This window comes from Fusibacter fontis (assembly GCF_055378735.1).
In genome coordinates this window covers 1,053,406-1,068,551 of record NZ_AP042445.1, presented here as the reverse complement: position 1 = coordinate 1,068,551, position 15,146 = coordinate 1,053,406, and the positions used below count along the sequence as shown (strand labels likewise).

The window sequence follows — 15,146 nt, the reverse complement described above, 5'->3', positions numbered from 1 at the left end:
TACAATGGATGAAGGATCTAAAACATCTGATATATTTAGAAAATTTATTAGAAGATTCTCAGAATGATTTGGTGAGAAAGGGAAAAGACGCTGGAAATCTCGTCATTGGGAGTGTGTGTTATCAAATTCCCGAAGTGCTCTTAAATTTACCAGGTACATTTAGCGTGAGAATGCGTGCACCCAATACAACGTCTATGGAAATGGGCACCTATTATATGACAAGTTTGACCTGTGAGTATTGCCGAGCAATGCTGGAGCGTGCTTTAGAGGGGAATTATCAATTTATCAACTGCATATTTGAACCGGCATCGTGTTCTCAGCTTGCGGATTGTATGGAAAATATGGAAGAAATCGGCATAAATCATGACGATAAGTTTTTCATTCAACATGTTGACACGCCTATGAAAGACGATGACAATGCCATCTATCATATGACGAGAATGGCGAGAACGCGCGTGCTGGATAAACTGACGGAAGTTTTTGGAATAGATACATCGGAAGAAGCGCTATTAAAAGCAGTAGCGTTACACAATGAAGTGTGTGCCCTAATCACTGAGATTGGAGACTATCGAAAACTAGAACGTCCTGTCATTTCGGGATATGAGTTTGCTGTCATCACGTTGGCGAGTTATTGTTGTCCAAAAGATTTGATTTTACCTTACTTAAGGGATATTGCTGAAGCGTTAAAAACAAGAGAGCCTGATGAAAAATCACCTTATAGAACGCGCGTTGTTTTAGCAGGTTCAGAAATTGATGATCCGAGTTTTGTTAAGCTCATCGAAGAATCAGGGGCATACGTCGCTGCGGATCGTTTTTGTTTTGGTTCATTGCCTGGAAGACAACCGATTATTCTCAATGAACACGAAGATGTGTTGATGCAAATCTGTCGTCAAACGGTACAAGAATGTCAGTGTCCTAGATATATGAATACGTCTAAAATCAATGGACGTAAAGAATACTTGCATCAGCTTGCAACAGAGTATCGCGCAGAAGGTATTATTTTTCAGCAAATGAACTTTTGTAATTTTTGGGGGTATGAGCGCGCAGGTGCAACTCATATTCTAACGCAAATGTATCAATGGCCAGTTCTCAGCGTGGATAGACCGTATGTCGTTGGAAATTCTGGACAGTTAAAAACACGTGTACAGGCTTTTGTAGAACGAATTGAACTTAAAAAGCTTCAAGGGGGTATCCGCAATGGGGAAGGAAATTAACAGTGAACAATTGGGGAAATTTTACAAAGGTGGAAAGACGCGTAGACGCCGTAAATGGCGAGGTCTTAAAGATACATGGTACGATTACACCTGCTGGCTTGGAAACTGGAAACAGATGATCTTTTTACTTTTAAATATTCAGTGTCTAAAAGGCTTTTTTAGATATCGCTACATGCAAAATTATCTAGCAGTTCCAGATTTTCTCGATAGACATACCGAGGGTCTTCGTGGTCCACAATTGAGAGTGGCACATAAAGAGTTTGACTTTATCGTAGCGCATATGTGTCAGACGATGAAACTCATTTTTGAAGCCGATCAACGCATTGGTGGAGATCCTAAAAAGAGCAAAAAGATCGTTATTATTGATGAAAATATGATGAGTCAAGTTATGAATGGTTTTCCAAATCTACATGCGGTATGTATGCAAATTCCACCGATTTATACCGCTTCCACGATGCAACAAGAAGGTGTTGTGCATTATATCGATAAAGCTCAAGAATTTGGCATACCAGGGGATGTTTGTCCGATGCCTGCAGCTGAGCTTAGCGTAGCGCTTGAAGACGATTATCCGATTTGCGGGATTTGCGCCTTACAATGTAATACGACATGTGATGGTTCGCTTATGGGAAATGGTATTGAAGAGCGACGTTATAATCTGCCTACTTTCCAAATTGCAGTTCCAATTCGCTATACCGATCCTGAAACTCGCGATTATGCAGCAAACGAGATCAAAAATGCCATTAAGTTTATTGAAGAGCAGACAGGAGAAATATTTGATTGGGATTATTACTTTAAAACCATGAAAACGTTTAATAAAGAAACTGAATATTTTTGCGATTGGCTCGACATTAGCAAAACAAATTATCCTCAAGTCATTGGGAACAATGTTGCACTTTACCGAGATGCTTATTATCAAGTAGCTGGCGGAAGGGATGAGGCCTTTTTAAAGAATGAAAAGGAAATTTGCGACATTATGATGAAAGCTTATCACGACCAAACACAAGTTGTGTCAAAAGTGAGACATCGTGCGATTTTATGGGGCGTTCAGGCACAGTATTATTCTGCATTTCCACTTTGGCTTCAAAACTGTTGGGGGATAGTCCCTCTCATTGATATGCTGAGTTTGACTTCAACTGAGCAGTATAGCACAACAGATCAAGAACAAGCCTATTATGATTTAGCGGATTTGTATGCAAAAGAAAATATGAGAAATCGCTCTGAGGGCGGTTATCAAGTAGGTGTTGAAGATTTATGGCATTTCTGTCGTGAATTCGATGCAAATGTGGTCATTATGTATGAACATATAGGATGTAAATCTATGACGGGATATCACGGACTATTTGAGATTGAAGCACAAAAAAGAGGGATTCATCTCATTTGGGTGACACATGGACTGATGGATCCACGAAAGGCATCTAGACAGAGCATGCGTTCAGAAGTGAATCGCTATATGCGCACGATTTTAAACGAAGAACCACTTGATCCGTCTTTAGAAGAGTTTGATGACAGTAATGCTTGGTAAGTTGTGAACAAATCGTTGTAGAAGGAGAAGCATATGAAATACTTTGGTGGATGTGATGTAGGATCGACCTATACAAAGGCAGTTATATTAGATGAATCTGGGAAAATGGTGGCTGATACGACCATTCGAAGTAAAATCAATTCAGAACAGTCGGCGAGATTGGCAATGGGCGCTGTTTTAAACACAGTGGGGTTAAACAGTTCTGAAGAATTGAGTTATCTCATTGGAACGGGATATGGTAGAAATAAAGTGCAGTTTGCCGATGAAAATATATCAGAGATTTCTTGTCATGCCATGGGTGTATTTGTGACGGATCGTTCGGTTAAATCGATTATTGATATTGGAGGGCAAGATATCAAAGGCATTTCAATAGATTCGGACGGCACCGTTAAAAATTTTGCTATGAATGACAAGTGTGCTGCTGGGACGGGCCGTTTTTATGAAGCGATGGCAAGAAGTTTTGAGATGACACTTCAAGAATTTTCAAGGTTGTCATTAACGGCCAAAAATGTCATTCCCATAACGGCTCAATGCACTGTTTTTGCAGAATCGGAAGTCATTACTTTAGTGGGTGAAGACAAGCCAATGGATGAGATTGCAGCTGGCATTCAGATGGCGGTTGCAAAAAGATGTTTTGTTATGGCTAAGAAGGCAGGGGCAATCGATCGCATCACGCTAACAGGCGGTTGTGCTAAAAATGATGGCCTGAAAAAAGCCATTGAACAAGTCTTGAGGCTTAAAGTTGTCGATTTGGCTATTGATCCTCAATTGATGGGAGCGCTTGGTGCAGCTGAATATGCGCGCCAAAAAGGGTTAGCAAAGGAAGTGTAAGCAAACAATTGTAAGCAAACTAAGTGTTCTTAAGGGGGATTTACATGGAATTATTTTTAAGTATTATGAGTACGGTGTTGATCGTACTTGTGATTTTATTTTTACTCAGTTTACTCGTTTATTTTTTTAATATAGACATGAAACTTGCATCCAAAATGCAGCCACTTTTAAATAAGTGGTATGATCACCATAAACGTAGACCATTACCATGATAGAGAGGAAATTTGATGAAAATTTACGATGAATGTATTCGTCAAGTGATGTCGCTACTTTCGAGTCAACCAAAGAAAACATTGTTGTCAGATGAAGCATTTGATAACTTGGATTGGCCTGATGTGGGGAGGCAAAATATCGTGCTTAAAAATGATATGGCGTTTGAACTTGGAGGCGATCAACAGGCTGCAATTAGTTTTTTGGGGATTACGTCAAATTCAGAACTCATCATGAAGAGCGGTGCTTATTTGTATGGGAATGATTTGTCAGAGATTCATCAAAATCAGGACTATGCAAGAATCACGCTGCTTCAAATTGATGAAGATGAAAGCTTTTCAGGAGAAGCACTGTATGATTTGATGCATCGACTTCAAAATACGAAATACAAAGTCAATCCCAGTGGATTTATGAGTCGAATTTCAACCAGTCAGTACCATGAGCCTGTAAGAGTCAGTAAACGTGCAATTGAAGAGGGGTTAAGTTTTAAGCACATCGCTTACAGGATGATGAACGCTTATGACCAGCTCCCAGAAATTAAGGCAGTTCAAGTTTATTTTGTGACACTTGAGTCTTTTGAGTATCCAGTTTTACTGAATCTTGCAAAGAAAACGGATGAGGTCACACGGGCTCTGAATCATGTTCTCAAAAATTTTCAAATGGATTGCTCAAGTTGTCAACTACAGGCAATATGCAATGAAGTTGAAGGCATGAGAGATATGCATTTTAATGATAATCGATAAAAGGATATTTGATATATAGAATTTGATATATAGGTATTTGATAAATGGATTTTCGATTCACATTAGAGTGGATACTCTCTCGAATGGGCTATTACTAAATAACCTCTAACTAGAAAAGACCTGCAAGATCATTTCTGATCTGATGGAGGTCTTTTTTAATACAAATGTGAGTTTATTATGAGATAGTAATTTGATATAATATGAATAATTTATGATAGGAGGTAGTTATGGAGTATCTATTAGGACAAGTTCAGTTATTTGCATTTAATAAACCCATTCGAGATTGGGTGGTGTGTGATGGAAGAACTCTAAGCGTTATGAAGTATCAAGCGCTCTATTCGCTTATTGGAAACCATTTTGGTGGTGATCAAGTTTCATTTAAAGTTCCAGATTTAAGAGGATCAGAGCCTTTGCCTGGCATGGCGTATTACATATGTGTCAATGGACTCTATCCAGAACTGGATTGGTGATCATATGGATTTGATAAATCTGGCATTAAACAAAACAGTGTCGTGTAGTAGTTTTATAGCGCCGTATAATCCGTTATTTGCAGTGGATGCTTTGGCTGCAGCTAATCATCGATGGGTATGTAATAAACTTCCTTGCTGGTTAATGGTGGATTTAGGGACAATAACAGATATTAATCAGTGGAAATTGGTCCATATGGGGGGGCTTGGAGATGCCAACTGGCCAACGAGTCAATTTTGTTTAGAACAATTTCAACTTGAAGGTAGTAACGATGGAATTAACTGGAATGTACTTGATCGCATAAGCAAAAACACAGAAGGAATCAATAATCGAAGAATTGTCGATGTTAAGTATCGTTATTTTAGAGTATATATTGAGAAAGGGCATGCTGTAACAAATGCAGCATCTATTGTTCAGTTTGAGCTATACAATAATTCTGAAAAAGTACATCAAGCAGAAAGTGAAAGGTCAAATAAAATGAAAAATGTTATTATATATCAAGTTCCACTTCTAAATGGTCAACGAATTCATATCGATGACGCATTTTACCAAGATGCCATAACGGTTCAACTTGAAGATGGGATGATCAACAAAGTGAGTATCGTCAATGAAAACGGAGAAAAAGTGCAATATATACTCACTGTCGAAAAGATTGATTGGCCAGATGGAAATTTTTGATGCATGCAGTAAGTAAGTTGGAGGTCATTATGGAAAAGAGTCAAAACAAGAAGGTCAAATTTAAACTCAAATGGAAGTGGCGCTATATACCTGTTGGTCTCATTGTTATTTTGGCTCTTGCCATAGGTCTTTATCTCTCTAATGGTTATTCAGCAATGACAAGTGTTAAGGCATTTGAGCAGTCAAATGAAATTGTTCAGTATACTGACAAACCGTGGCTTGAATATACACCAGTAGACCCAAAATCTGAAGTGGGAATTATTTTTTACCCAGGAGGCAAAGTCGATCCCAAATCGTATCTACCGTTAATGTCTGGATTGGCCGAAGCAGGGTATCACACTATTATTGTTCCGATGCCTTTTAATCTTGCGATTTTTTCTCCAAATGCAGCAGATAAAATAATCGAAGCGTATCCGGATGTGGATCGTTGGATAATAGGTGGTCATTCTCTTGGTGGTGTAATGGGAGCAACCTATGCGTATAAACATCCTGATGTAATCGATGGATTATTTCTTTTAGCTTCATATCCACAAGAAAAATACAGTCTAGCAAATTCGAATCTCTCTGTACTTTCTATCTGTGGTACCAATGATGGGTTTGTAAATGAAGCAACCATTAATGATTCACTAAGTTCTCTTCCGGCATCCACTCAAGTGGCTTATATTGAAGGTGGAAACCATTCTCAGATGGGTTCGTATGGATTTCAAAAGGGAGATCAAAAAGCAACGATTTCAAGAGAAGAACAGCATAATCAAGTCATAAAATTGATCACTGAATGGATTGAAAAGAACCATCAGTAGGACTCTTAAATGAACGACTTGTTAATGAACGACTCGTTAATGAACTGATTTTAAGCGCAATAAGGTAGAGCGTGGCGCAGCCCTTAAGGTTTATTTGACAAATGTGTGCAAGAATTGTCGGACTTAGCTTATAAAAAATTGATATGATGTTCTTGTAGATGGAGGTAAGACGATGAAATGGATTGATGAAATATGTCAAGCAATTGAATATATTGAAGCACATCTTACAGATGAACTAACAGTCAATGAAATTGCGAAGAATGCATACCTTTCACCTTTTTATTTTCAAAAGGGATTTGCGATGCTCTGTGGCATGACGGTTAATGATTATGTAAAAATGAGGCGATTGTCACTAGCTGGAATTGAACTGATTTCATCCGAAGATCGAATCATCGATATTGCGATGAAATACGGATACGAATCTCCGGACAGCTTTACCAAGGCATTCTTGAGATTTCACGGAGTAACGCCATCTGCGGTGCGGAAAGAAGGTGCAATGATCAAATCTTTTGCACCACTTAAACTCAAATTTAGTTTGGAAGGTGGTTTTCTTATGGATTACAAAGTTGTTGAAAAAGAGTCATTTAAAATGGTTGGTGACGTAAAAACATTTCAGTATGAATCTGCATTTGCAGAGATTCCTAAGTTTTGGAATCAACATTTTAGCGAAGGAAACGGACAGTATATTTGTGGCATGTTTGGGATGAGTATGGATCAAGATATGAAATCGGATTGTTTTGAATATATGATTGCTGATCTTTACGATGAACATAAACAGTTACCGGATCGATTTGTCATTAAGGAGATTCCAGCGCGTACTTGGGCGATTTTCCCATGCGTGGGCGCGATGCCGCATGCACTTCAGGATGTGAATCACAAAATTTTTACAGAATGGCTCCCAAACTGTAAAGAATATGAAATCGCGGATGGACTTAATATTGAAATGTATTCAGACGCATCACAGTTTCCAAAAGGTACTCAAGATGAGGCGTATTACAGTGAAATCTGGATACCAGTGAAAAAGAAATAATCAAATCGGAAGAAACTAGACTAAAACCACTAAATCTCCTTAAATGAGGTGACTTTAGTGGTTTTTTATTGATTCATTCAGTTGTATAATAGACAAGTAGTAATAATTGATTCGGTTAGATGATTTGAATATAAGATGAAATGCTATGTAGGTGAAAAATGGAATGGATCTCAGCTAAAACCATTTTGTCGAGTTACACAGATAAGACAGATTGGTTTGGAATTAATTATAATATGAACATATATAAGGGTTGCCCTCATGGATGCATATATTGTGATAGTCGAAGCGAGTGCTATCATATCGATCGATTTGATGAAGTGAGAGCGAAAGAACACGCTATGGAGACGCTTGAAAAGGAGCTCAAATCCAAAAGAAAGACAGGCGTCATTGGAACCGGATCGATGAATGACCCTTATAGCGCATTTGAAAAGACATATGAGTTAACTCGAGGAGCTTTAAAATTAATCAACCGGTATCAATTTGGCGTAGCTATAGCGACAAAAAGCAATTTGATTGAAAGAGACATAGATCTTTTGTGTGAAATTGCTAAACATTCACCTGTTATTGTGACTATGACGATCACGACATTTGACGATGAACTATGTCGTAAAATTGAGCCAAATGTCTCAGTCACATCAGATCGACTGAAGACCATTAAACGACTTGCAGACGCGGGGATATATGTCGGTGTTCTTATGATGCCAATTCTACCGTATATCAATGATACCGAAAATAATATCCTCAGCATTGTCAGAGCTTCTAAAGAACACGGTGCAAAATTTATCTATCCTTCCTTTGGTGTAACACTTAGACAAAATCAACGAGATTATTATTATCAGCAATTAGATCGTTTGTTTCCGGGAATGAGCCAAAAATACAGACAAACTTTTGGAGATCAGTATAGTTGCCATTCTCCAGATGCAAAACAGTTGGCAAAGGTTTTCAAAGTGGCGTGTCAATCCGAGGGTATTCTCTACAAGATGAATGAGATCATCGAAGCATATAAAACAAAACTCGAGCCCTTTCAACTGTCCATGTTCTAACCTAATTTAAGTAAAAAGCTCACAACGAACTGTTCAAGTCCATTGTGAGCTTTGTTATTTATAATAACTTGAGTGTAGAAAGGGGAATAGGTCTGCCAAAATAATACCCTTGGTAAATGTCGATGGCATAACAATCGAGCAATTGGACTTGATCTAATGTTTCAACGCCTTCTACAACAATTCTTAAATTAAGTGTGTTAAAAAGTTCCACTGTTTTGTCAAAAACAATTTTGAGTTTCTCATCTTTTTCCATTTGTTGAATAAAAAATTTATCAAATTTAACTTCGTCAAAGTTTAATTTTGAAAATCTGTGAAGACTTGAATATCCAGTTCCAAAGTCGTCTAAAGAGATTTCAAAACCAAGCTGTTTAAGAATATAAATGCTTTCCTCGACTTTTTCGAGATCGTAAAGTAAAGCAGTTTCAGTAATCTCAAAGATAATATCAGAAGGTTTAATGGCGTATTGTTCAATTGCATTTAATAAAAATTGAATAAACCCAGATTCAACGAGTTGAATGGAAGATAAGTTGATACTGACTTTTTTTCCTTTATTCCAATTGTCTTGCATGAGCGTTGTGAAAATAGTTTCTAATATCAGGCGTGTTAAATTACTGATCAATCCAGTTGTTTCTGCTAAAGGAATAAAAATTTCAGGTGATATGAATTGACCTCCGTGCTGCCATCTTGCGAGTGCTTCGAACGAAATAATCTCTTTTGTTTTTGAGGAAACTTGTGGTTGATAAAAAACTTCTATATTTTTTTGCTCAATCGCTTCTCTTAAATGGTATTCAAGATTAAAAGTGGCTTTTTCACTCAAATAGGTCTTAAGAGGTAAAATGAAGATGTTGTCATCATGCTCTAGCGAACGCATACAAGCAATTTCTAACGCACTTAGCACATCGCTAAGAGAATCGGAGTGCCTTGAGTGGTAGTCAAATTGTGTCACTCCAATGCCAATCTCCAATCGAAAATTCATGATGGACTCATTATGATAGATGCTTTGAATTTTTCTAGCTGTTGCTAGGACACAATCAAGATTTTCAGTGTACATGGAAATGATAAATTTATCACTATATAGCTTGAATAGGCGATTTGGGAATTTACAAAAGCCGTCTAGCTGTTCTGCAATTTTTTGTAGCAATGCATTTCCCTGATTAAAACCGAGGATTTGATTGAACGATGAAAAGTTCCTTACATTGATCATCAGTAAACTTAAGTTGGTTTCAGTTGTTTCTAAATGATGCATAAAAGCAGATTCATTTGGCACTTTTGTTAAAGGGTCTTGATAGGCCATGACGCTTATTTTTTCATTGAGTACTTTGAGTTCGCTTACGTGCTCAACAACGCGATCGTAAGAGGTTTCTAGCGCTTCAACGTAGTATTGTGAGTAAAATAAGAAGAAAGCATAAATAATCAATGCATTGATAGCCATATCAACTGTGATGAGCATATTGAAAGGCAAAAAGTCGTAAATGATATTGATGTAAGTAAGTGCGAAAAAACTTGCGAATAAGAAATAGAGTCCAAGGTTGGCCCTTTTTTTCTTCAAAATAAAAATATTGAAGAAAAAGGAGATGTTGACGAGTGTATAACAAATAAATACGGCATAATAGAATTGCTTATTTGTAATTAAATCCATAATATAAGCAAACAATATAATGAAACTCGTTATAACACTATAGTCAAATATATGAACGGCTTTTTTGAGTTTTTTATTAAATAGATAAAGAACAAGTGTTGTCATCATAAAGAAAAACAAACAGACAATTAACAGAGTGGTGGTCATAGAGGCGTTAAAAATTTGAATGGTATCAAATACGAAGTGCTTAATCACGTAAAAAATGGCAATGAACATGATATATAGTGAGTAGAGTAAACACTTGTGTACAAAATTCTGGTGATTCATGGAATTTTCACGTATTTCTATGAGTGAGAAATGTAAGTATTGCGTATTAGATAGCAAAATCAACCCTGCTAGAAAATATTGAAAATCAATGATGTGACTGTTCATTTACGCCTCCAGAGATTAGTTTATTGACTTTAAATAATTATAACATTAAATGTTGAATAAACAATATAATAATTAAATAATATATAACGAAAACTATCGAAACAAACTTCATTGCCATTGGATGTATATGGAACTTATTAAACTAATCTTTTCTTGGTAAGTTAATTTCTCCCGCCTCACTGAGCTTTTGATAAATGTCAGTAATTGATTTAAGTGCATGTCGAATGGTTGAGGCTGGGGAATTTTTATAATAGACCATATCCTCCTTAATCATTTCGCACAGTCTAGATGACATATTGGCGAAAAATCTTTCTTGAACGCCTAACGATGAATTCTCTAAAAAAATAGCCAGTTCAATGGAATCCACTTCTCGCATGAGTCTTTGAATACTTTGATCATCGCTATTTTCAAACGTCCAATCGTCGATGATCAAGTGACGAATTTTTTTTGCATAATCAGGGTATTTGGATTCCAAATAATCCAGATATTGTTTTTGAAATGTACGATCAAGAATGCTATGATACATATTGAGAAGGACATCTTGTTTTTTCTGAATGGTTTGATGCGTATCTTGATTTTTTAGTTTTAAAACGAGTTCGTTATAAGCTTATAGAATTATATGCTCGTGATTTGGATTTGGAGTATCAATTAATTGTCCACTCAGTTCAATATAGTCTTCTAAATCAAACGTCGATAATAAACATTGAGTGAGTGCCTCAGTTGCTGACATGATAATTGCAAGCTGATGCTCAGAATTAAGGCTTGTAAAACAGCTTGAAATCGTTTCTTGAGAATATTCATTGATGGTTTCGTGATAACTCAAAATGCTCTGTTTTGAATCGTTATTTGTCATAAAATCTCCTAAATATTTATAAATTCTTTAATTATATGAATTCTTTAGTTATATGAATTTTTTAATTTGTTAATTTAGAAAATTGCATAATTCTTATTTGTGAGAATCTCAATTTTTGAAATGCCGTGATTGAGCCATTTTAAATTTATCACCACATGATTTTCACACTGAAAAGGTAATTATGCAACTTTCACAATTCTCTTGAATGTTCTTATATGCTATAAGTTTCATACAAAAAAAATTAAGGACAATGGTTGTTAATAAAATTTAATAAAATTATTACAATACATACTATAATTAAATCAAAAAGTCATGAAAATGACAAGTGATTCTATGAAAATAATTTTATTATAGACTCATTTTTTTACACGGAAAGGAAAATAATATGAAGACGCATGAAACTATCAAAATCATTTATTTTAGCGGAACTGGAGGCACATATAGAGTTGCGCAGCATTTTTATGAAGAATTCGCTAAAATGGGAAAATCTGTTACAATTTCCGAGTTGACCATGAGTTCAATATTAGATCAGCAACTTTCACAAATTGAAGAGTCTTTACTCATTCTCTTGTATCCTGTATATGCATTTAGTGCACCATTATCCATTCACGAGTGGTTAGATGGGCTCAAGACGCATTTGAATAAAGAAGTCGTAATCTGTTCTGTATCTGGTGGCGGTGAATTGTTTCCAAATACTGCGAGTCGAACTCTCGTGAAAAGACAATTAGAACGAAAAGGCTTTCGTGTTATTTATGAAAAAATGTTTGTCATGCCGGGAAATGTTGCTATACAGTATGATTTAGAATTGATGGCTTTATTGCTTCAAAAAGCACCGTTAATGGTAAAAAAAGTCATAAGAGAACTTGAGAAGGGGGTAGAAAGGCTCACGCGTCCTTTATTAATTGATCGCATTCTCGTTCGACTATTTATGTTTCAAAAAAAAGCAGGTAGAAAATTTAGCGATAAATTCACTGTTGACGATGGATGTAATGGATGTTCTTTGTGTGAATCTCAATGTCCACGAGCGAATATTCAGATGCAAAATGGAAAACCTACTTTCAATAGCAATTGCGTGATTTGTATGAAGTGTATTTACAATTGTCCAAAACACTCAATACATCCGAGATTTGAGAAAAAATTGGTATTGAAAAATGGATATGATCTAGATCAAATTGATGACATGATCAAACGTTCAGAAGCTGTTAATCCGGCGTATGTACCGCCTAAAGGGGTTCTATTTAAAGGTGTGGTCAAATACCTTGAAGAATCAACCGAATCATAAGCCATTCAAATTACCAATTAGTCAAATCATAAGCCATTCAAATTACCAATTAGTCAAATTATCAATCAGTCAAATTATCAATCAGTATACTAGCATGTTACTCAATCCTTTAACGATATGGGTCATAAGATGGGAATTAAATGAGTATAAAAAAGCCACAGTTTATTTAGATCACATAAGTGATGAATAAACTGTGGCTTAATTTTTTATTATATTGTTTTATACTATTCTTCAACAGTAAGCTGATACACTGCTTCCATTGCTCCAAAAACATTTTTAATGATGGCGATATCATCACCCGCATAAAAATCGGTATTTATAAGATGGTCTTGAGTTGAGCCATCATTCATCGTTAAACGAACTGTCAGATTACCTGTATTTTGTACGAAGGCTTTAAAGAGATCAATTGAGATTGTATTTTGCCCATCTGTTGAAAATTTTGTGTAGACAGCGTAATAAGTTTCGCCAATCCATTCCGCAGTAAATAGTTGATTTGTATCGTACTCAGTACCGTTAATAATGAAAGATACATTAGAAATTTGATCTGTGTTGATTGAATCAAGTGACTCAAAATCTATCTCGAATAAATATTCAGAACCAAAATAATAATCATCTAAAAAACGGACAGTCACTGAATTTGCATAACCAAATAAATATGCATTATAAGCGCCATCACTGTCAACCTCAGTGTACTCATATGTCTTAAGTGGATCAAGCTGTGCTTTTATTGCATTACCTGCTTCGATATACTTTTTGTATTTTTCTTCTGCTTTTGTATTAACTGAGTCTAGAATTGCTTGATAAGATTCAGACTCAAAAAGACCATCGAAAGAAGACGTAAAACGAGTACCTTCATATGAGGTTTTAAAAAATTCAAATCCAAATGTATAAGCACTTACTTCTAAATCTTCCATGATATATTCTGTAAAGGCTTCTTCAAGTTCTACTTGATTTTCACTGAAAAAAGTTTCGAGTATGTCTAGGCAAATTTCATCTGGAACTATTTGATTAACGGTCTCACTTAAATATGTGAAATCATTCACACTATAATAATCAGCCTGAATATTACTTAAAGTCGTATTAAGTGAAGAGTTAATTTCATCGTACTCATCGATTTTAGTTTGAATCTCGGTGTAGATTTCATCATATCTTGTAGCGTTTTTCGGAACATTGAATTCTGCATCGCCATATTTGTCCTGAAATTCTTCATATAATTCAACTTTTTCTTCATAGGTTGTTGCTTCATCAAAGGCTGTTTTAAGTGTTTCAATTTTTTCAATGTTTTTTCTTTCTTTGGTTAGTTTACCACTTGAACTACTTTCATCGCTACCACAACCAGCCAAAAGTGTGATGGATGTCATCAGAATCACAACCAAGACTAAATAACTGATTTGCTTGAAACGTGAAGATGAATGCTTAAGGTGTTTAAACTTCATATTTATCCCCCATAAATAAAATTTGCTGACAAAATCTAGTGAAACATAAATTTCACGGGGTCAGACACAAATAAATTTTATGATACCGATATATAGGTGTCAAGGAAAATATAGAAATTTATGCAGAGTTATAGCAAGAGAAAAAAATGAAATCTTAAATGATGAAAATTCAAATAATTAAACAAAAAAGATGATAAAAATTATTGACACTAAATTAAATTAGTGTTATTCTCAAAATGTAATCAATACAAATATAAAATCATTACACCTTAAACCGCAGACAAAACAAAAACATAAGTAGAGATTCTTAGTTTAAGGGTTTATCAATTGAACAAAATAGAACATGAAAAGGAGCGTATTTATTATGGAAAACAAATTACCTTTATTAGGAGATGCATTTCCTTCAATGGAAGTAAAAACAACACATGGTATGTTGAAATTGCCAGAAGATTATAGTGGAAAATGGGGTGTGTTATTTAGTCACCCAGGAGATTTTACACCAGTTTGTACGACTGAGTTCGTTGCATTTGCAAAGAGAAACGAAGAGTTTAAAAAGCTCAATGCAGAGTTAATTGGACTTTCTGTCGATCAAGTATTTTCTCATATTAAATGGGTGGAGTGGATCAATGAAAATACAGATGTAACCATTCCATTTCCAGTAATTGCAGATGAACTAGGTCGTGTTGCGACGACACTTGGTATGCTTCACCCTGGTAAAGGAACGAATACAGTCAGAGCAGTCTTTATCATCGATCCAAAAGGCGTTTTAAGACTTATGATGTATTACCCACAAGAAATTGGAAGAAGTGTCAATGAAATCTTAAGAGCGCTGAATGCACTCCAAGTAGCAGATGCAAATGGCGTTGCAATGCCTGAAAATTATCCGAACAATGAGTGGTTAGGTTCAGATGTCATCATTCCGCCAGCTGGAACTGAGAAACTTAAAGAAGAAAGATTAGCAGATGCAAAAGCAGGTAAAATTCAATGTAAAGATTGGTGGTTATGTCATAAATCACTCTAAGGAT

The 15,146-nt window shown here is 35.7% G+C and carries 16 protein-coding genes; 12 read left to right on the top strand and 4 right to left on the bottom strand.

Annotated elements, in window-relative coordinates:
* Positions 1-8 precede the first annotated feature (8 nt).
* From ACZ41W_RS04760 to ACZ41W_RS04715, 10 genes are all read left to right on the top strand, one after another.
* The gene (locus ACZ41W_RS04760) at positions 9-1,214 is read left to right on the top strand and encodes a 2-hydroxyacyl-CoA dehydratase family protein (RefSeq protein WP_464313742.1); all 1,206 of its coding nucleotides are present in this window, start codon (positions 9-11) and stop codon (positions 1,212-1,214) included.
* Complete coding sequence (locus tag ACZ41W_RS04755) at positions 1,198-2,736, top strand: 2-hydroxyacyl-CoA dehydratase family protein (RefSeq protein WP_464313741.1); 1,539 nt, start codon at positions 1,198-1,200, stop codon at positions 2,734-2,736. The genes ACZ41W_RS04760 and ACZ41W_RS04755 overlap by 17 nt, the downstream gene beginning before the upstream one ends.
* Before the next feature lie 33 nt (positions 2,737-2,769).
* Complete coding sequence (locus ACZ41W_RS04750) at positions 2,770-3,567, top strand: acyl-CoA dehydratase activase (RefSeq protein ID WP_464313740.1); 798 nt, start codon at positions 2,770-2,772, stop codon at positions 3,565-3,567.
* A 44-nt stretch (positions 3,568-3,611) separates the two neighbouring features.
* Positions 3,612-3,779 (top strand): hypothetical protein, encoded by a 168-nt coding sequence (locus ACZ41W_RS04745; RefSeq protein WP_464313739.1) that lies wholly within the window; start codon positions 3,612-3,614, stop codon positions 3,777-3,779.
* Positions 3,780-3,794: 15 nt separating this feature from the next.
* Positions 3,795-4,520 carry a hypothetical protein gene (locus ACZ41W_RS04740; protein ID WP_464313738.1) on the top strand — a complete coding sequence of 242 codons (726 nt, stop codon included), beginning with the start codon at positions 3,795-3,797 and terminating at the stop codon, positions 4,518-4,520.
* Positions 4,521-4,747: 227 nt separating this feature from the next.
* Complete coding sequence (locus tag ACZ41W_RS04735) at positions 4,748-4,990, top strand: phage tail protein (RefSeq protein ID WP_464313737.1); 243 nt, start codon at positions 4,748-4,750, stop codon at positions 4,988-4,990.
* Positions 4,991-4,994: 4 nt separating this feature from the next.
* Entirely contained in the window at positions 4,995-5,666 is a 672-nt protein-coding gene (locus tag ACZ41W_RS04730) for a discoidin domain-containing protein (protein ID WP_464313736.1), read from the top strand.
* Positions 5,667-5,695: 29 nt separating this feature from the next.
* The gene (locus ACZ41W_RS04725) at positions 5,696-6,466 is read left to right on the top strand and encodes an alpha/beta fold hydrolase (RefSeq protein WP_464313735.1); all 771 of its coding nucleotides are present in this window, start codon (positions 5,696-5,698) and stop codon (positions 6,464-6,466) included.
* Between the two features lie 172 nt (positions 6,467-6,638).
* Positions 6,639-7,496 (top strand): AraC family transcriptional regulator, encoded by an 858-nt coding sequence (locus tag ACZ41W_RS04720; RefSeq protein ID WP_464313734.1) that lies wholly within the window; start codon positions 6,639-6,641, stop codon positions 7,494-7,496.
* A 158-nt stretch (positions 7,497-7,654) separates the two neighbouring features.
* Positions 7,655-8,539, top strand: coding sequence for an SPL family radical SAM protein (locus ACZ41W_RS04715; protein ID WP_464313733.1), 885 nt, complete (start codon positions 7,655-7,657; stop codon positions 8,537-8,539).
* A 58-nt stretch (positions 8,540-8,597) separates the two neighbouring features.
* Here the strand turns inward: ACZ41W_RS04715 and ACZ41W_RS04710 are convergent, their stop codons facing one another.
* The 3 genes from ACZ41W_RS04710 to ACZ41W_RS04700 all read right to left on the bottom strand — a co-directional run bounded on the left by ACZ41W_RS04710 (position 8,598) and on the right by ACZ41W_RS04700 (position 11,403).
* Positions 8,598-10,550 (bottom strand): putative bifunctional diguanylate cyclase/phosphodiesterase, encoded by a 1,953-nt coding sequence (locus ACZ41W_RS04710; RefSeq protein ID WP_464313732.1) that lies wholly within the window; start codon positions 10,548-10,550, stop codon positions 8,598-8,600.
* 142 nt (positions 10,551-10,692) lie between these two features.
* Positions 10,693-11,076: a FliG C-terminal domain-containing protein gene (locus ACZ41W_RS04705; protein WP_464313731.1), complete on the bottom strand. Its 384-nt coding sequence runs from the start codon at positions 11,074-11,076 to the stop codon at positions 10,693-10,695.
* A gap of 81 nt (positions 11,077-11,157) precedes the next feature.
* Positions 11,158-11,403: a hypothetical protein gene (locus ACZ41W_RS04700; protein WP_464313730.1), complete on the bottom strand. Its 246-nt coding sequence runs from the start codon at positions 11,401-11,403 to the stop codon at positions 11,158-11,160.
* Between the two features lie 385 nt (positions 11,404-11,788).
* On the opposite strand from ACZ41W_RS04700, the gene ACZ41W_RS04695 reads away from it, so the two are divergent.
* On the top strand, positions 11,789-12,685 hold the full coding sequence (locus ACZ41W_RS04695; RefSeq protein WP_464313729.1) for an EFR1 family ferrodoxin: 897 nt from the start codon (positions 11,789-11,791) through the stop codon (positions 12,683-12,685).
* A gap of 224 nt (positions 12,686-12,909) precedes the next feature.
* On the opposite strand, the gene ACZ41W_RS04690 is transcribed toward ACZ41W_RS04695, so the two are convergent.
* On the bottom strand, positions 12,910-14,121 hold the full coding sequence (locus tag ACZ41W_RS04690; RefSeq protein ID WP_464313728.1) for a hypothetical protein: 1,212 nt from the start codon (positions 14,119-14,121) through the stop codon (positions 12,910-12,912).
* A gap of 364 nt (positions 14,122-14,485) precedes the next feature.
* Between ACZ41W_RS04690 and ACZ41W_RS04685 the strand changes: the two genes are divergently transcribed.
* The gene (locus tag ACZ41W_RS04685; RefSeq protein WP_464313727.1) at positions 14,486-15,142 is read left to right on the top strand and encodes a peroxiredoxin; all 657 of its coding nucleotides are present in this window, start codon (positions 14,486-14,488) and stop codon (positions 15,140-15,142) included.
* Positions 15,143-15,146: the final 4 nt, after the last annotated feature.